A 20,479-nucleotide genomic window follows, 5' to 3' on the forward strand; every position below is an offset into this window, starting at 1 on the left:
TAGGTAGGAAGATAGCTATTATTTAGCTATCTGTCCTCCTACACCACCGTACGTGCCGTTCGGCATACGGCGGTTTGTTAGAATAATTTCTTCTGGTATTCAGTTTTCCAGTAATAGTAGTTGGTAAAGCCCGTATACTTTAGCTTTGTAAAGTATGCATTGTCTAGCACCCGACATAGTATTGGGCTGTGAGCAATTCTGCAATAAGATTTTCGACTGTTTGCCCATTCATAAGCTTTGTCCCTTGAAATACCCAACTTAATTAGGTTCCCAATACGGGTATATACTTTCTTCCACTGTTTCCAAATGATCATTCTTAACCTTACACGGACCATTTCGTCTAATCTAAGTAACTGATTTTTGGCTTTGGCTATAGAAAAGTAATTTACCCAGCCCCGTATGACCTTTTCTAGTCTATAAATTCGTTCACTAGTAGCAATCGAATGGTTCCGTTGGGTTTGTTCCCTTATCTTCTGTTTTATCGTTTTCAGAGATTTGGACGCAACCCGGATCTGCCATCCTTGTTTGGAGCCATAAAAGGAAAAGCCTAAAAGCGTGCTACCAGATGGTCGGCTTACTTTGCTCTTCTCCCGGTTGACCTTGAGTTTCAACTTATCTTCCAAATAGCCTGTCATAACCGCCATAACACGGAAGGCCGATTTTCTGCTCCGCACATAAATACTACAGTCATCTGCGTAACGTACAAAACGGTGGCCCCGGTCTTCCAGAATTTGATCTAGCTCATTCAGAATAATGTTTGATAATAAAGGGCTCAAAGGACTACCTTGCGGCGCACCCTCTCTTCTGGGGCTAACCAGTCCATTATCCATCATACCGCCACTTAGGTAAGCACGAATAAGCTTTAAGGTCCCCTTATCCTTGATCTTAACCCATAACAGGCTCATAAGCTTGTCGTGGTTGACCGTATCAAAGAACTTTTCCAAGTCCACTTCTACAACCCAGGTATAACCCGCATTGAGGTTTACCTGCCCCTGAAATACCGCCTGATGTGCACTGCGACCCGGGCGAAACCCATAACTGTTTGCTGAAAAATCGCCCTCGTACTTAGGACTCAACCATTGAGAGATCGCCTGTTGCAACAGCCTGTCGATTACCGTTGGGATGCCCAAAATTCTCGTTCCACCGCCCGTTTTGGGTATTTCTACCTTAAGTACAGATTGTGGTCGATAATTACCCGCTAAAATATCACTCTTTAATGCTTGCCAGTGGATATTGAGGTAGTCACGAAGTTCATCGGTCTGCATACCATCAATACCCCCAGCACCCTTATTGGTAGTAACCTGCCGAAAGGCTTTTTGTGCATTTCGGATGTCTAATATTTCTTCAAGCATACTACTAAAAAAAAACTAATTCCAGGCATTGTGCTCATTAGTTGCATAGCTAGACTCAACTCCTCCTGCGTTTTACTTTCAGCTTCCGGCCTATACTCCCGCAGGCAGTTCTCTTACGTGTTTCAGTTGTGAACGTTTCGCCATAAACGTTTTGATTCCTTTGCCATTCTAACATTCAGTCCTTCCTGTTAAAAAAAAACAGTACTACGACTTCTGCTGACTTCTGCCTATCCCAAGTAACCATTGTTATTCTGATTATTGTTTCTTCGCCGGTACTCGCGCATACCTTTGACAGTCTATAGACAGATCTCCCGGGGTAAGGCGGTCAACTTTCTATGGATGTGACCTCTGTATTTACGTGTTGATGTTCTGTGCAGCATAGGGCTTCTATTTGTTTTGCAACATCACCCACATCAACCCGCCTTATATACAGTTTCTGTACGTAGGCCCCCATATTTGCCACCAGCTTCCTTCAGATTCGCAGTCACCCGCGACACCCTTGCTATTGGCTAACCCTTCCTACTGCAAAGTGGGCTCGGGACTTACACCCTAGAGTTGATCGCCATGCCCGGCGCACAAACAAAAGCCCCTGGATTTTCATCCAGGGGCTACTTAATCCCTCATTAGTAACAAATACTACTGCTTCACAATTGTAAATTCGGTTCTTCTGTTTAGCTGATGCTCTTCTTCGCTACATTTAACGCCATTGCTACATCTATTCAGCAACCTGGTTTCGCCATAACCTTTTGCAGTTATTCTCTTTCTATCTATGCCTCTGTTAAGAATATATTCGACAGCCGAGTTCGCCCTATTTTGTGATAACCTCAGATTGTATGCGTCATTTCCTCTACTATCAGTATGTGAGCCCAGTACAATCCAAATCGTTGGGTTTTCTTTAAGGATCTGAACCAATTTATCCAGTTCAACAGCTGCATCCGGTCTGATATTCCATTTATCGAAATCATAATAGATGTTCTCTAACCTGATTTCCTTGTTCAATACAACCGGATCTACGTAAGAAATTTTCTTTGGCATTGGTAATGTGAAACTGTAGATATCATCATCGCCCAAGCCACCTGTTCTGTTAGAAGATAGATAACCTGTATATTTTGTAATTTTGTTAAAGGAGAAATCGTCCTGAGGAGAATTTGTTGGGTATCCAAGGTTCCTGGGTTCACCAATTTTTCCATTTATGATCGTCGTTGAATAAATATCCAATCCACCCATACCTACTCTACCATCACTGCTGAAGTAAAAATTGTTTTCCTCATCAATTGCCGGACTTCGTTCATTGCCTTCGGTATTGATTTCTTTTAAGTTTACAGGCACACCCCAATCGCCAGCGTTCGTCTTTTCACACACATATAAGTCCATCCCACCTTTACCTCCCGGCATGTTCGAAGCAAAATATAAACGCTGTCCATCAGCAGTAATAAAAGGATCGCCAAGTGAATATTCCTTTGCATTGTTATATTTAAACGGAGCTGGGGCAGACCAGTCACCGGCTTCAGTGCTTGTGCTTGAATAGATCTCTACATTTACGGTAGCTAACTTGTCCTTTATACCCTTTACTGTTTCATAAGCTGCATCCTTATTGATTTTAGTTAGGGTAAAATACATCGTTCTGCCATCTGCCGTGAAGCTTGCAGGGCCAATATGATAGGCCGTACCAGCATTTACCGGAACCAGCTTAACACTGTCATTTCCAGTTTGTGTATATAGCCTTAAATAAGCATTACCTGTCCAACCGTAAATATTCTTATTAGGAGTTTTCGCTCCATCAAACTTTAAGAAAGGTCGATTTGTTGCCTGATTGTCCTTCCCGCTAATGCCCCGATCGGAAGCAAATACAACATTGTTCTTATTTTTTGTTGCTCCCCAGTCTGATTGTGCCGAATTTAAGCTCTGTTCATTCTTTATCGTGATATCTGTAGGTGCTTTCATCCAGTGCATAGCCGAATCGCATGATTGCAGCCAAATGCTTTTTTGATGTTCCGTTACCGCCTTATTTTCCAGACTATATTTATTGTATTGCGCTTTGGCTTCTGCATACTTGCTATTGCTTTGCAATGCCTGCGCATAATAAAGGGTATTCGCAATCCTGCTGCCTGGCATAGCTGATGCTATTGCATACCAGTTTTCCGCTTGTTTATAATTGTGCTGATTTTTATAACATTCAGCTAAGCGTTCAGCAGCATGAAGAGTAGCTTTCTTTTGATAAGCCCGTTCGTATAAATCTATTGCTTTGCTGTAATTATAAAGTGCATATTGCTGGTCTGCTTCAATTAAAACATACTGTCCTTTTACTTTGGTTTGTAAGGTAAGCAGCATGATGAGGCAGCATATAATTGTGGTTTGAATCTTCGTCATGTTAAAAATATCTTGGTGTTAGCATTCTTGTATTTTTTCTATTGAAAAAATAGCCTAAGGATAATTCGTGGGTTCCGCTGCTGTACCCCTGCAACGGGCCAATAGAAAAATCGTAGGCATAGCCTACTCTTAAGTTCTGAGTAGGAAAGATCTGCATTGCGGCAACTGCCGAATTCAGGGTGCTTAAATTTTTCTGCAAATAGTTTTTACTATACAATTTCACACCTGTACGATAGGATCCTCCTAACCAGAATCTCTCAGCAAAAATCACGAATGCATTTACATCTAAACTTGTCGGACCACCTCTATCGTCTCTCAATAGAAATGAAGGTTTTAATAAAATATCCTGACTTAAAGGAAGTAGCACTCCTGCCGTTAAATAATAATGTGGTTTAGGCTGAGCAATGTAAGCGTACTTACCTACATCAATGTATTGCGATAGGAGGTTATCGGCCGAAAACCCGGCATAAAACCGATCATCGGAATAATATGCGCCCACCCTTGCATCCGGCAGTATAGTACTCAACATACCCACAGGTTGGTTAGGCTCGGGATCGTTAGGATTTAAAAGCATTCCATCGATACCTAGTTGAACGGCCCCAACACCGAGACCAAATGCCAGCCTGGAAGTTCCTTCTGCATTCATCCTGATTCGGTAAGCATAGTTACCATAAACAGATTCATTGCGTTGAGCACCCAGCCGATCACTCGACACCTGCAAGGCCAAACCTACGTTTCCATTATTTGCTATTGCATCTACTGCCAGCGACAGTACTTTCGGTGCACCTTGAATACCTGTCCACTGGTTGCGGTAAAAAGCATGTAAATTTAACTGCTCCTTATAACCTGCATAGGCAGGATTGATGTAAATCCCGTTAAACATATACTGACTAAACTGGCCGTCTTGCTGGGCATTTGCCAGGTTGAATAGCAGCATCAAACCTATTGTTAACTGTAATACTTTTCTCATCATTGATTTCATTTTTGCATCAGAAGAGGATGTCCTCCTCTGATGCTCAATTTATAATTCAATACTATTTTTTAAATGCTCTGACTATAGTGGTATATCCCTTGAAAATTACCCATTCACTACTGCCTGCTTTTTTAACTTTTAACAAGTAATAATAAGTTCCTTCATTCAGCCCTTCACCATTCCAATTGTTTTGATAATTATTGGCCCGGTAAACTTCATTACCCCAACGGTTAATTATAGTCAACTGATTTTCTGCAAATTGATTCAGTCCACGTACTTCAAATATATCATTTGTTCCGTCACCATTTGGTGTAAATAATGTAGGTACAGAAATGCCGAAGAAATTGATCTTAAGGGAAACAACAGCTCTATTACTGTAATAACCGTATTCGTCTTTGATGAGATAGGTAAAGCTATCTGCACCTGTGTACCCTGGATTTGGCGTATAGATAAATGTACCATCAGGATTTATAACAAGCGTACCATTTTGGGGCTGAGTTATAACCACGACAGTTAGTTTAGCTGGATCCTGACCTGCGAGATCATCATTCTGCAGTACATTTTCTTTAATCACTTTATTCGCATCGGCTTCGTATTGATCATCCACAGCAACCAAAATTTTGCTAACCGGGGTAATGGTAGGTATGTTATTGGTCTCGGTAGTTCCTGAGATATCCATTATTGCAGTTCCTTTACCATCTTTTGCATTTATAGTTGCTGTATTGGTTACCCCACCTGCTTCTTTATCAGCTTGTGTAATGATGTATTTCTCAGTTACGGTAATTGAAGCTCCTGGCAACAGACCATTAGGGGCATCAATTGCTTTATTTAGGATATTTAATTTGGCATCGGTTAAGCTCAAGTCATAAACTGTTACATTCCCTGTATTTTTAATTACAAACGAGTAGGCAATATAGTTTTGTGTAAACACCCCTGTTTTCACAAGTGTTATGGATGGTGCAGGAATCAGGGCAGCCTTAATCGTAATATTTATCGTTACCATCGTTACTGCACATCCGTCGCTTATGCCTATGGTAAAACTATCATTTCCGCTGTAACCCTTAACTGGAGTATAAGTATAACTTCCGTCAGTATTTACCATCGCCACACCATGGGCAGGATTGGTTTGCTTACTGTAAGTCAATACATCTCCGTCGGCATCTGTTCCGGTTACCTGACCAGTCAGCATCACATCTTCATCTGTGTTCTTATTCTGGTTAGCCCCACCAGGTGCATTGTTTAGTGATATAGCTACCGCAGCTGTAGGTACGGATTCACATACCACACCATTTAGGGTCGAAAGTGTAATTCTTCTGAACCAGGTTTCCGTGGTAAGCGCTCCAGGGTTATAACCTGCAGACGTTGCTCCCGGGATGGTATTAAACCCGGTATTATCACCTGTTATTGAACTTTCCCATCTGTAGCTGATTACACCTGACCCTGACCCGGCAATAGTTGAGGTTAATGCTGCCGGCGCATTGTTCTTACAGATGATCTGATCACCATTGATGGTTCCGGCAGTAACCGCAGCCTGAACTGAAATTGTGACAACCGCTGTTGGTGCAGATTCACATATTTTACCATTTAATGTTGAAATGGTAGTCCTGCGGAAATATGTGGTGGTGATTAAAGTACCAGGTGCATAATCTTCGGCCGTTGCACCTGTTAAAGCTGCAAAACCAGTAGTAGCACCGGTTATTGAACTTTCCCAGCGATAGGTAATTGTACCCGATCCGGTTCCCTCTGTAGCTGATGTTAACGCTGCCGGAATCGTATTGTTGCAGATGGTTTGGTTGGCACTGATTGCACCCGCCGTAACTTCATCTTGTACAGTGATGGCGGTGGTTGCCGTTGGTACAGATTCGCAGGCAATGCCATTTTCTGTTGAAATGGTAATCCTTCTGAAGTAAGTAGTTTGTGTTAAAGCTGCCGGAGCATAACCTGCTGATTGTGCGCCTGAAATAGCTGTAAAACCTGCAGAAGCAATTGCTGATCGTTCCCATCTGTAGCTGATTATACCTGAACCTGCCCCGACAATAGTTGAGGTTAGTGCTGCCGGAGTAGTACTGGCACAAATGGTCTGGTCGTCGCTAATCGACCCTGCCGTAACAGCCCCTTGCACAGTAATTTTAATCGCAGCTGCTGGTACCGATTCACATTGTGTACCATTTTGTGTTGAAATAGTAATCCTGCGGAAATAAAAACTTGTGGTCAGGTTAGCTGGATTATAGCTATCTGATGTTGCACCCTGGATGGCAGTAAAACCAGTAGTTGCAAACGATGAACGCTCCCATCTGTAGCTAATGGTTCCTGACCCTGTTCCTGCTGTTACCGAGCTTAATGCTGCCGGAACAGTATTGTTGCAGATTACCTGGTCTACGCCAATTATACCTGCTGTAACAGCGATCTGTACTCTAACGGTAACCACAGGTGTTGGTGCTGATTCACATAGTTTGCCGTTTAAGGTTGAAACTGTAATCCTTCTGAAATAAGTAGTAGCAGTTAACGCTTTAGGAGTATAAGCAGCGGATACCGCGCCTGGTATAGATGCAAAGCCTGTCAACGCATCCGTTGTTGAACTTTCCCAGCGATAGCTGATACTTCCTGCACCTGTTCCTGCGGTAACTGATGTTAATGGCTCAGGGGTGCTGCCATAACAGATCGTCTGACTGGCAGCAATTGTACCTGGGGAAGTAGCTTCCTGAACCATAATTTCTATAATTGATGTTGGTACAGATTCGCACAATACACCACTCAATGATGAAATGGTGATTCTGCGGAACCAGGTAGTTTCGGTTAATGCGCCCGGTGTATAACCTGCCAATATGGCCCCGGGAACTACGGCAAATGCCGGAGCTGAGGCCGAAGATTGCTCCCAGCGATAACTAATGATTCCTGATCCTGTTCCATCTGTAGTTGAGGCGAGAGCCACAGGAGGAGTATTGAAGCAAACCGTTTGGTTGGCACCTATTACCCCTGCTGTAACTTCTTGCTGGACTGTAATCGCAGTAGCCGTTGTAGGCACGGATTCGCAAGCTATACCATCTAATGTTGATATAGTAATCCTTCTGAACCAGGTCGTAACAATTAAGGAAGTAGGCGTATAGCCTGCCGTTGTTACTCCCGAAATAACGGTAAAACCTGTACTTGCACTTGTTGTTGATTTTTCCCAACGATAACTGATGCTTCCTTCGCCTGTTCCGGCAGTAACTGATGTTAAAGCTGCCGCGGTATTGTTGCAAACAGTCTGATCAGCACTGATTGTCCCCGCAGTAACCGCTGCCTGCACAGTTATTTTAATGGCAGTTGTTGGTGTCGACTCGCAAGCATTGGCACCTTCTGTTGAGATGGCGACTCTTCTAAACCAGGTATTAGTGGTTAAGGCCGCAGGACTATAATCGGCAGAAACTGCACCTTGAATAGCTGCAAAACCTGTAAAAGCATCTGTCGTTGAACTTTCCCAACGGTACGTGATAATTCCAGAACCTGTTCCGGCAGTTGCTGATGTTAATGTAGCCGGACTGCTACTTTTACAGATGGTTTGACTGGCAGAAATTGCGCCTGCTGTAACTACATCCTGAACAGTAATTTTCACTGCGGCTGTTGGCACAGATTCGCATACAGTTCCATATACAGAAACCGTTACTCTTCTAAAATATGTAGTAGTGCTTAAAACTCCGGGACTATAACTTTCCAGAATTTTGCCTGGAATAGTTACAAAGCCTGCTGAAGCATTTGATGAACTCTCCCAACGGTAACTTAGCGTTCCCAATCCTGTTCCAGCTGTAGTTGATGACAAAGCAACAGCAGCTGTATTTTTGCAAATGATCTGATCTGCACCTATTACTCCGGCAGTTGTGTTCCTGATTAATACTTTAAAGCTCTGTTGTGCAGCGCAGCCTGTTCCAGGTAAGGCTACCGAATTGATATCATAAGCATACAATGTTGTTTCGCCAGCAGCACTAAATTGGTCACCAACACTATATTTTGTACCGCCTCCGTTTATTGCAGTGTAATAAGCCTGACTACCCGACAAATTGGCTCCCGCAATTGCCGGCAAGATAATGCTGCTACATGAATTAATATCTGCTATAGGGTTAATTACTGGTTGTGCGGTGAGTGTTAGTTTCACAGCATTCCTGCTTGCACTGGTACAACCCGCATCTGTCGCCTCTGCGTAATAAGTAATGCTGCCTACAGTGTTTAAGGTTGGACTTGCAATTACATTTCCACCGACTAACGCATCATACCATTTGATAACCGTACCAACAGGTGATCCTGCTGATACCGTGGCGATAGCCTTTAAAGTTTGAACAGGATTTAGTGCACAAGCTTGCTGATCTGTCGCTATAGGAGTACCTGGTCTTCCGGGGCTGGCAACAATGATTACGGTAATCGCATCGGCCTCGCAGGCAGCTCCTGTTTTTTTAGATTTAATGGTATGCGTGCCTACTGCAAGTTGAAATATATTTCCATCGGTAAATGCACCATTATCAATGGCGTATTGGTAGCTTGCATTTACCGGGAATTCAATACTTCCTTCTGTTTCATCACAGGCGGGTTGCTTAACCAATGGCATTGCTGTTGTAGGAGTGGCATTAATGACAATGGTAGTCACAGGACTTACACAACCCGGTACCGTTGTATTGCTTGCTGTTACCTGATAGGTTCCGGCCGAAACAGTAAATACTGTATTATCGGCAGTTGCTGTAACAGTGCCCCCCGTTGTGGATATAATGTTATAAATAAACTGAGATCCGATAGGTGCAGTTATTTTAATTGTCCCGGTAGGATTCACACAATCCGGATGGATCAGTGTAACCTCTGGCTGGTCTACAAATTGAACCACTACCGGCTTAACAATACTGCAGCCAGTGATTGGGTTGGTACCTTTTATATAATATGTACCTGAGAGGGCAACCGCAGCCGGATTGGTTAGAACAGTAGTCGTAGCCGCATCAGTAAAATAAGTAAGCTGAAGATTAGATGGATTTCCAGATGTAATTGTAGCGGCTGTCAAGTCAATAGTGGAAGTATGACAAGCAACCGGTGGATTCTGTATATTCAATACCGGTTGAGCATTTATGGTTAACACTACCGGCGTTCTTGTTGCACTGATGCATGTCCCGGTATGGGTTTCGGCATAATAGGTCTTTGTTCCGGCAATACTTAAAGTGGGATTAGGAACCACATTTCCGGCAGTTGCCGCATCATACCATACTACAGTTGACCCAATTGGAACGGTAGCCATTGCGGTTAGGGTTTGAACAGGAGAATCTGCGCATACAGTTTGATTAACACCTGCTGGTGCTGCAGGTATTGAATTAATGTTTACCTTAAAGCTTTGCTGGGCAGGGCAACCTACAGCTGAAGAAACAAACTGATATTTGGCGGCAAGTTCTGAGACTCTCCATAAGGTGCTCCTCATTTCCATAAAAACACCAATTTTCCCTGCGATAAGGTCGGCAGCAGAGACGAGGCCCGAAACGGAAGGATATGCCCTCGCATTAGCTTCAATATCGCCAAAAGGAGCCTGGTACAACAGTTGGTTCGTTGCTATATTGATGATGGATAATTGTCCCATATTTCCCGGATAGCTGGTACTCAAAAAACCAGTTCTGAATCCCCCGCTTCCAACCGAAACAAGGACTTCATCCCCCGAATTAACATAACCAGCCGGAAGTTCCAGTTTTCTAACATAAGCCCCATACTTTACCGAGCTCCCTCCCCCCACGAATGACGCATATAACGAAGGATCTTTACTGGTCATTCTATCTGGATTAGTAACTGGCGCCAATGCGCGGGAATTATCGGGGAACAATGCACTTAGCTTACCCGCAGTATAATTAGCCTCAGTCCATATTAATTCTCCTTCCGGATTAGTACTATTATTTGCAGCAAGCACCTCATCATAAGCATACAAAATAGTTTCACCTGGTGTACTGAATACTTCACCTTGATTGTATTTTGTTCCGGTTTTGTTGATCCCTGTATAATAAGCTTGTGTTCCCGATAAATTATTTCCCGTAATTGCAGGTAGTGTTAATGGCCCGCAGGAGTTTATATCTGCAATGGGGGTAATAACCGGATTTTGGTTTATGGTTAATTTTACCGGGGTTCTGTTTATACTTACACAGCCGTTGACTGCTGCTTCAGCATAATAAGTGATAGTGCCTACAGCACTTAACGTTGGTGACGCGACAATATTCCCTCCTCCTGGTGCATCATACCAGATAATGGTGGTTCCGGTAGGCACGGTAGCTGTTGCGGTTAAAGGCAAAGTTGCCCCAGCAATACAAACCTCCTGATCTCCCCCACTAACGGGAGCTACAGGTATTGGATTTATAGTAAGTTTAAATGATTTTTCATCCGGACAAGGTGTCTCAGATAAATACTTATAGGTGGCGCTGAAGTTAGAGAGTGTCCAGTTTTTATAACCTGCCTGAGCAGTTTCCACATTCAAAATTATAGCCAGGTTTCCCGCTTTTAAATCGGCTGCATCAACTATTCCTGAAACAGAGAAGGTATAAGGTACACCTACTGCTGCTGAGGGCTGTATCATAGTTTGATACAGATTTTTTTTAGTCACTTTGTTAACGATATCCATTTGACCTGTATAAGCCTGCCCTGCTACAGGCCCTTCATTTTTGAAAGTGGCTTGCAGTGAAACTTGTACCTGTGTTCCTGTACATACCGGATCATTTGGTAACTTCAGATCACCAACCAAACTTTGATAGATATGTGAAGGTTCCGTATTACTGTATACTACTGATTGATTGGCAGTACCCTTCCAGAAGTTTGGATCTACAGCTCTTGTATAAAACATGTGACTGCTGTTCAGCATGTTTTGCAATAATACATTATCGCTCATATCAGTATTTGCTGTAACATCGATATCTCCTGCACAAATTACTGGCGATACGGCTTTATCAAACAGGTATAAAGTCTGCGTGCCAGTGGTATTGATCACTGCACCAGCAGGGTATTTTATTCCGCCTCCATTTGGCAAGCTATAGTAAGCTTCATTGCCGGTAAGATTTGTTCCGGTAATGGTTGGAAGTGTGTATGTAGCACAAGCTACCTGATCGGCAAGCTGTGTAATAACCGGAACTGAATTGATATTGAGCAGTATTGCAGTCCTCGATTTACTGGTACAGATGCCATTACTTGCCTGGGCATAATAAATGACCGTTCCTATTGCATTCAAAGTAGGATTGGCAACCACATTCCCCCCAACTAGGGCATCGTACCAGGTAATAGTTGTCCCTGTGGGTACCGTTGCTGTTGCTGTTAATGTCTGAATAGGGCTGGTTGCACATACTTGTTGGTTACCACCACTCACCGGAGCGTCTGGTGGTGCCGGGGCTTCATTAATGGTTACCATTACCGGCATACTTTTATTATCCCCGATTTTTACAACAATGGAATAATTATCGGGTTCTAAATTTGTAAAGATGTTATTTGCCTGAAAAGTTGCTCCTCCATCTTTTGAATAGGTGCTACCAGGAGCAAGTGGCACTTCAATAGTTCCTGTTACTAGCACACAATTTGGCTGTGTAACGACTACTGTTGGGCTTGGCACCAATGTAACAGTTGAGCTGTTATTAGCAGGATCAGGATCATCCCCTGCAGATGAAATGGTTGCAGTATTTGCATAATTACCCGTCGCATTTACTTTTGCAGTAATCGTTATTATGGCATCAGCACCCGAAGCTAAATTGCCTATTGTCCATAATCCCGTTACGGCATTATAAGTTGTTCCCAGGGGAGCGGTATCACTTATATATGTGTATCCGGTTGGGAGTTGATCAGTCACTGTAATTCCTGTACCTGCACCCGGCCCTTTATTAGTTGCTTTAAGTGTAAATACGACATTTGCGCCCACAATAGGCGCCGGGTTATCCACCGATTTAACTATTGCAAGATCTGTGCTGACCAACGATATGGTAATGTCATCTGTAATTGAGCAACCATCAGGAAACATGACTTTAACGGAGTAAATTCCTGGCTCAGTGATGCTAATTTTATTAGCTGTACTGATCACAATACCACCTTTTTTCCATTCGTATTGGGAAAGCGGTGAGCCAAAAAAGCCATCGGTATTAATAGTATAAGGTAGTTGGGAATTTTTTAAGCTCACATCTGGACCTAATCCTAAAATAGGTGCTGCTCCATTGTAAGGAGAAATACTCCAACCAACATTCCCTCCAAGATCAGTACTATGTTCCTTAGCTTTAAAAGTGGCACCGCCGGCACCTACAAGACGGCTTAGCCTCACGTAATCAAACTCAACTACACCCGAAGTTTTTGTAATTGTTGCCGTTGCTGTAGCATGACTGCTTTTAATCTCGGTAGGTTTACAAGGAGTACCACTACCATACCATTCTCCTGTGATGGTAGTATTGGTGCCATTTGTAAAAGTATAGATATCACCAGGGAAAAAGATGAGTGTGCCTATGGTATTATTTGTACCGTATATACCGCCACTGCCTTTAAATTCAACTGTACCTAGTTTATTATTAGTACCGTTAATACCTATTGCAGAGAGTTCACTGGGATTCACAAAGGTGAGATACTGAATAGTGGTATTACTTAAACTCGCATTAGAGCTGGCAGTTCCGTTTGCATTGACGATGTTGTACGTAAACCCGTTGGCAGTAAATCCGGCAGCGTTTATAACAGAGTTGGTTGCATTGAGACTGCGTTTGGTGATTCCGCCATTAAAGGTCCACGCACCATTAATTGTGGCATTGCTAATGTCTATATAAATGGGATTGTCATAACCATTATTGCTAAAATGATTTATTGTGAGTGTTTTACCTGCCGCAATCACACTACCTTCAATAACATAAACAGTTGTATTGGTGTTATTATAATCGTTAGCGAATGTAAGGCTGCCTCCGGGTTTATTAATCTGTATACTAAAACTACCCAGGGTATTACCCTTCAAGATTGTTGCCTCCGGGCCTTTGAGTTGAAAGTAAAATATGTTTAGGGTAACTGTTGGGTTCAAGATGACACTGTTCCCCCAACATTCCATGGCCCAAGCACTGGATTTATTGAGTACAGGGCTATTTAATGCCCCAGCCCAACTCATGTTATGAAAATAAGCATTGCCATTACTTACAGTAACTGTTTTTGATGCCGAAGTAAAGCCACTCTTTTCGTCGAAATATACATCATCGCCTACAGTGGGTATACAGGCACCACCTGTACCACCGCTGCTTAAACTCCAATGACTGGCATCGTTCCAGTCACCAGCTCCACCAACCCAATAACGGTCAGCTCCAACAGATGTGGTAATGGTCCAACCCTCGTTTCCACCGGCATCGGCTCCACTAAAAGGAATAGGTAAAGTAAGTGAACCACCACCTCCAGATGCTACCATGTTCTCCAGATACACATTGTTGATGTCTACTGTTGCATTTGCCCCAAAAACAATCTTTGCTGAGCTACCACTGGCTTTTATTTCACCCAATCCGTTACAAGCGGGGTTTACCGCCCTGAACCTTGTATTAATGGTGGTAGTACCTGTAAACTGGTAGTTACGGTTAGGAGCAGTTAATAAAGTACCAATATTATTACCTGTAGCATTAACATAACCTACTCCTTTAAATTCGAGGTTGGTAATGGTGTTATTCCCTCCAATAATTCCACCACCACAGAAAACAAGGTCAGTTATAGTATTATTGCTGCCTATTCTTGGGGCAGTATTAGTGGGAGTAGTGCCAGTGAAAAGCAGTTCGTTGAAGGTAGTATTAGCGATGCTAAAGGTTGCCCCACTACTATTGGAAGTAAGATGTACAACAGGGTATTGTAATCCGTCTGAAGAAAATTGATAGGCTGCTTCAATATAGGAATTGTTTGATTGTATTTGTTTGTTGCCGCCTGTATATTGCCATATATAGGACACATTAATATTCGCATTTTGAATATCCAAAGTGCGAGGCTTACTAGTGGCGCTAACTAGGGAATAGATGGAAATGTTTCTTCCATTCAGGTCCAGGAATCCCGAATTGAGGGAGAATCTGCCGTTAGCAGTATTCCAGTCATCGATTAATTTAAGTCCCCCTGTTCCTGTTTTCTCAACAACATTATTTAAAGTACCTAAAGTATTCCCATTTGTGGTAAGGGTTACAGCATTATTGCCTACGTACCTGATGTTAGCAACAATATTCAGTGTTTTAGCAAGAGACACTGAACCATAAGCACGCATTGTGAAATTAGCATTTGTAGTAAAGTTAGCGGAATTTGAAGCACTAATGTTCCATGTCATATTGTTAAAATACGTATTGGAGGAAGTAGTTACTGACTTGCTGGTTGGGGTAAAACCACTCAGATCATCAAATATTACATCATTGCCTTTAAATGGAATACATGCACCACCTGCTCCTCCGCTGCTATTACTCCAGTGGCTATTGTCATTCCAGTCACCTGCTCCACCTACCCAATAAAGCGTTCCTGAAGTACCGGCAGGTTCTATAATATCAAAGCCAGTGTTTCCATCATTATCGATCCCACTTATTGCAATGGGTATAATTGGTCCAGTTGCAGTGAGGTCGGTTAGCAATACGTTGTCAATGTCAGCAGTAGCTCCGGCAGCAAAGCTCAATGTTCCACTTGTAGAACCGGTAATTTCTGTAAATCCATCACATGGCGCTCCACCGGCTCTGAAAAGTGTAGTGATATTATTAGTCCGGGTGATGGTGATGTTTTTGTTGGGTGCAGTTAGTAATGTTCCAAAAGTATTAGGGGTTGCTCCTGCAGTAATTGAGGTTGTGCCTTTAATCTCAATATAACCGATGTTATTACCGGAGCCAACGATAGAACCATTGGAATTAATGTTGATCGAGTTGATGGTATTATAGTTCCCGGATACTGTCCCTGCTCTGCCAATTTCAACAACATTCAGCTCATTACTATCACCGATAATAGATCCATTACTTAAAAATGTCAGGATATTGATTTTATTTCCGCCTCCTATTCTAGCCTGGGATGATGTAGAGGTAGCAGTAAAGGTTAATTTGGGAATCTCGCAGTTATTAATGCTCATATTCCCGCCATTGGCAGCACTCACTTCCACTTCAGGGTAAAAGTCATTTGCAATTATAGTAACACCAGATTTAAGCACTGATCCACTGGCATTCAAGGTTTTGTTGGTTCCCCTGTAATCCCATGTTCCGGCGGTGACTATACTATTACTGATATCCACACTTTTTACACTATTACCATTGCTCTGGAAAGTTCCAATAACAATGGTTTTGCCTGAGGCATTAAAGTATCCGGCAGTTTGTATGATAGTGCCTGAACTAGCAGTGGCAAATACTAAGTCATCGGTTACGGTAAGTCCCTTTGCTGGTTTAATAGTAAGCGTTGGATTCCCCTTTACAGGTCCATTAGTGGTGAGTGTTAAATCTGTCGTTCCCACCATGTCTGCCGTAAAGTTATAGGTCACAGTAGGGGATAGGACAAGGTTCCCAGAGATAGTGAGCAAAAATGTTCCCGTCCGATTGATTGTTGGGGTATTAGGCACATTAATTGCCCAAGTCATGCTATTGCAAAATGAATTTGCATCAATAGTAACCGTCCTGCTCGTATTGGTGAAACCTGCATCTACACCGAAAAAAACATTATCAGTGGCCGACGGTACGATTCCGGCGATATTACCACTGCTGCTACCGAGTCGCCAATGATTAATGTCGCTCCAGTTTCCACCACCACCAACCCAATAATAGTCGGCTGCATGGAGCTGAAATGTAAAAAGTAGTAGCAAAAAAGTAAGTAGTTCTTTTTTCATTAGAATTTTATTTAACAGGGATTTCAACAAACGGGATTAATTTGAAAGATGGCGCATCGCTATAGGTCTATAGTGCGGGCATTGGAGGTTAACAATTATAATTAGCCAAATTTAAAACCTCCTTTTCAAAGCAGATGTAGAAGTCCTTTTGATCAGGACTAGAATTATTTCTATATCAAAACGTAATCACACTGTAACAGGCTTGATATGTAAGCCAAAGGCTCTAAAGCAAAAAAAAGATGATAAATTAGCGCCTTTAATTTCAAGCCGCTTAACGCTATTATGAGCCGTATCCTTTTTTTATTTTTAATTGTTCTTTCCTTTTACGGGCATGCCCAAAGCCAGGCTTCTTATAGCATAAAACATTACTCAGATGTAAATGGCTTGCCTCAAAACAGTATAAAATCTATAGCGAAAGATGATACCGGTTATTTATGGCTGGTATCTGAAGGTGGTTTGATCAGGTTTGACGGTGACTATTTTATGCTCTTTGACAAACAGTATACCCATGCACGGTCTAACCGAATGTATTTGATGAAGAAGGATTTAAATACCGGAGCGCTATATGCACAAACAGAATATCATGAATTTATTCCTATAACCAAAGGGCATGTCCTGCCCAATCCGCTGGCATTTAAACAGGTATTTCCTGATTTAAGTCCCCAGATGCAAGTTCAGGAGTTGCCGTTAATTATCGACAATATCATAAAATTCAGGATTCAAACAACTGCCAATACCTATTATAACATTACAAAGGATACTCTTTTTTTTCATAGCAATAAGCGAATTACTGCTGCTCCTTTTAAACACGACAAACAGCTTAATTTTTTCGTCTCCGGCAAGCAGCTTTTCCATTATAGAAGCAATGGAGAATTTACATTAATCGAAGACGGAAAAATAAAAACCATTTTCCTAAAGGGGGATCTGATAAAAGCAAAAAATACTCAGCCAAAAGGCCTGAAGATCTACTGGAATACGGCTACAGATCAAACCTTCTTTTATTTGAACAAGGCCATCTATCAGATTACATATAAAAATAATGTCTTAAGCTCAAAACTCATCGTCAACGATTTTGATCTGGAAAAGAAACAAATTCAAGCCATGTATTATGATTCGGTGGCTAAAAAGCTTTTCCTGGGAAGTCCAACTCAGGGCTTCTTTGTATTGCAACAACATCTTTTCCAGGCAGAAAAGCAAAAAAAAGATTTGAATAGTGGTGTAAAATACGCCCTATACCCTTTTACGGATCATTCGGTATTATTTGCCACTGGTGATCTGATACCAGCTGATGGGAAAGCATCTAAACTCCCTCTTGTTAGGGCTTACAGTGATAATTACACGATTGTAATTGACCAGGAGAAAAATATATGGACACTAAAGGGTTTTTCAATTCATAAACTCTCACCTAAAGGGGATCAGCTGCTGCAAAGCTTCGATTTTCCGGAGCAAACAAGCTGCCTTTCCCTTGACCAACATAATTTACTTTGGATTGGAACATATGGTGGAATCTATACCAAAGATTTAGCTAAGGTTAATGCCAAACCAAACCTATTGCTAAAACTAAACAAGGTTAGTGTCCTGAAAAAACAGGATGAGAACTTATGGATTGGAACATATAACGGTTTTTTCAGGTATGATTTGATCAGGAAAAAACTAGCTACTATACCTGAAATGGCCAATATGCATATCAGAGACATTGTTGTTCGCGGAAAGGATGTTTGGATTTGTACTTATGGCGATGGCTTTTATGTTTATACCAATTCACGTTTAAAAAAAATGCCGTTGGACAAGTATGGTTACTTAAATACGGCCCACTGCATACTTGAAGATGCTAAAGGTTTTTTCTGGATCAGTACCAACAAAGGGATCTTTCAAGTTGCGATTAATGATCTCCTGGCCTATAGCAAAGGACAGGTTGCACAAGTGTACTATCAATACTACAATGAAAGCTTTGGTTTCAACACCAACGAATTTAATGGTGGCTGCCAGCCCTGTGGCGCCATATTAAAGGATGGGCATTTTACATTTCCATCCTTAATAGGCTCAGTGATGTTTAACCCGCTCCTTTTTTCTCCCGCCTTACCCGACAAACCCATTTATATAGATAAAATATTTCGGGATCATATAAGCATAAAAACTACAGATACGATTAGTATAGACCAGAACTTTGATCGACTGAATATCTGGGTTTCTTCTCCGTATTTTGGAAATCTGGACAATCTGAATTTCGAATACAAGCTTACAAAGGAAGAAAATTGGGCCAGACTAAATGGCACCTCCATAATTACCTTTAATACCCTTCCTTATGGAAAACATGAGTTATTAATTAGAAAGCCTTCCGGGTTTGGAAGCCGCTTTACTTACAAGAAACTAACCATAATTGTTAAGCCTTATTTTTACCAAACCTGGTGGTTTAGTGCGCTAATTACATTGCTTATACTGGGATTAATTGTCTTTTTCTTTAAAAAAAGAACCCGGCGCATTATGGTTAAAAATGAACAATTGGAAAATCTGGTGAAGAAACGAACGGTAGAGCTAGAAAAGAACATCTTTAATCTGGAGGAATCACAGTACCTGCTCAACCAACAAGCTAAATTTCAAAAAAAACTTCTTGGAGCAATTACGCATGACCTGAAAAGCCCTTTAAAATATATGATGATCATGGGCAAACAGTTATACCAACATGAAGCCGCGAACGATTCGGTTAAGGACAGTATGCGGGCCATTTATATTTCTGCCAATTCCATGTATTACTTAACTGAAAATCTATTAAATTACAGCAAGCTTTTTCTTACTGAAAAAATATCAAAAGATGATTATATTAATTTAAATCATCTTGCTTCGGAGAAAATCCAGGTCTTCTCTGAAATTGCAAAATACAACGACACGGCTATTCACAATAACATTCCGGAAGGTACTACTTTGTATACGAACCGGGTTATGCTCGCCTTGATTATCCATAATCTTTTAGACAACGCCATTAAATTTTGTTCGAACGGTCACATCTACCTTGGTGCCAAAATCACCGGAGAAATGTTGAGTTTTTGGGTCCAGGATACTGGCAGTGGAATGCCTGACAATATATTAAACTGGCTGAATACCAAAGAAGACCGGGACGTTACAGATGGTCTGGGATTAAAGATGGTAAAGGAGTTTGCCGCAAAAATGGATTTACAGGTAGAGGTTGAAAGTAAGCCAGCTAAAGGGACAAATGTTAAGTTTACCCTAAGGCATATTAATTATATTTCATGATCCAGCCTGAATACATCAATCAATTCTGAAACATTGGAAATCTGCAATTTTTCGAATATATTCTTTTTATGAGTACTTACCGTAGATGCCTGCAAATCTAATTTCTCGCCAATACTATTTGTACCTTCTCCACCAATGATAAATCTTGCGACTTCAATTTCTCTATTTGTTAATTGATGCAAACTGTTTTTATAATTAGTGCCCTGGTCGAAGGTATCAAACAATTGATCCTGAACCCTGGGGCTAAAATATTTACCCTTTACCAGAATCCTTCCGATGGCTTTCTTTATTTCTTCTTCTGAAACACTTTTCTCAAGATACCCGTTCACCCCTGCTTTAAGATACCTTAAAGCATAAGTAGTTTCCTCGTAAGCTGAAAAAATCAGTATTTTAATCCCTGGCTGCATTGCCCTGATCTGATCGATCATCTTAAAACTATTGCCGCCTGGGATGTTAATATCCAAGATCAACAGATCTACCTTTTCCTTTTCAAGTGAAACAAGGGTCGCATTTACAGAATTTGCATAGGTTATAATTGCCTTATTTAAAAAGTCTTTAATGATAAAACCTAAGCCCTGTTGAATAACCAGATGATCGTCTGTTATTAAAATTTTAAGTTCGCTCGTAAATAAATTGCTCATTGAAGAAGTAGGATCTATATTTTAATAAGAAATACAACTGTTTTATACAGCTGTATTTCTTACTAAAAGAATAAAATAAACTCAAAACAAATAA

At 41.5% G+C, this 20,479-nt stretch carries 6 protein-coding genes; 1 reads left to right on the top strand and 5 read right to left on the bottom strand.

The features are described from left to right. Window positions 1–77: 77 nt before the first annotated feature. From ltrA to P0Y49_18790, 4 genes are all read right to left on the bottom strand, one after another. The gene (gene ltrA / locus P0Y49_18775) at window positions 78–1,352 is read right to left on the bottom strand and encodes a group II intron reverse transcriptase/maturase (GenBank protein WEK18823.1); all 1,275 of its coding nucleotides are present in this window, start codon (window positions 1,350–1,352) and stop codon (window positions 78–80) included. A 636-nt stretch (window positions 1,353–1,988) separates the two neighbouring features. Then, complete coding sequence (locus tag P0Y49_18780; protein ID WEK18824.1) at window positions 1,989–3,722, bottom strand: OmpA family protein; 1,734 nt, start codon at window positions 3,720–3,722, stop codon at window positions 1,989–1,991. 1 nt (window position 3,723) lies between these two features. After that, window positions 3,724–4,695 (bottom strand): type IX secretion system membrane protein PorP/SprF, encoded by a 972-nt coding sequence (locus P0Y49_18785; protein ID WEK18825.1) that lies wholly within the window; start codon window positions 4,693–4,695, stop codon window positions 3,724–3,726. A 61-nt stretch (window positions 4,696–4,756) separates the two neighbouring features. Beyond that, window positions 4,757–16,492: an Ig-like domain-containing protein gene (locus tag P0Y49_18790; GenBank protein ID WEK18826.1), complete on the bottom strand. Its 11,736-nt coding sequence runs from the start codon at window positions 16,490–16,492 to the stop codon at window positions 4,757–4,759. Window positions 16,493–16,774: 282 nt separating this feature from the next. On the opposite strand from P0Y49_18790, the gene P0Y49_18795 reads away from it, so the two are divergent. Then, a complete protein-coding gene (locus P0Y49_18795; GenBank protein WEK18827.1) occupies window positions 16,775–19,744 on the top strand; it encodes an ATP-binding protein in 2,970 nt (989 codons plus the stop codon). Here P0Y49_18795 and P0Y49_18800 read toward each other — a convergent pair. Then, a complete protein-coding gene (locus tag P0Y49_18800) occupies window positions 19,732–20,385 on the bottom strand; it encodes a response regulator transcription factor (protein WEK18828.1) in 654 nt (217 codons plus the stop codon). The genes P0Y49_18795 and P0Y49_18800 overlap by 13 nt on opposite strands. Window positions 20,386–20,479 lie beyond the last annotated feature (94 nt).

Source organism: Candidatus Pedobacter colombiensis, from assembly GCA_029202485.1.
Taxonomy (GTDB): Bacteria; Bacteroidota; Bacteroidia; order Sphingobacteriales; family Sphingobacteriaceae; genus Pedobacter; species Pedobacter colombiensis.

What these genes read in the sequence shown, in the direction of transcription:
- ltrA (WEK18823.1), bottom strand. Translation starts at nt 1,352, where the DNA reads ATGCTTGAAGAAATATTAGACATCCGAAATGCACAAAAAGCCTTTCGG.
- P0Y49_18780 (WEK18824.1), bottom strand. Translation starts at nt 3,722, where the DNA reads ATGACGAAGATTCAAACCACAATTATATGCTGCCTCATCATGCTGCTT.
- P0Y49_18785 (WEK18825.1), bottom strand. Translation starts at nt 4,695, where the DNA reads ATGATGAGAAAAGTATTACAGTTAACAATAGGTTTGATGCTGCTATTC.
- P0Y49_18790 (WEK18826.1), bottom strand. Translation starts at nt 16,492, where the DNA reads ATGAAAAAAGAACTACTTACTTTTTTGCTACTACTTTTTACATTTCAG.
- P0Y49_18795 (WEK18827.1), top strand. Translation starts at nt 16,775, where the DNA reads ATGAGCCGTATCCTTTTTTTATTTTTAATTGTTCTTTCCTTTTACGGG.
- P0Y49_18800 (WEK18828.1), bottom strand. Translation starts at nt 20,385, where the DNA reads ATGAGCAATTTATTTACGAGCGAACTTAAAATTTTAATAACAGACGAT.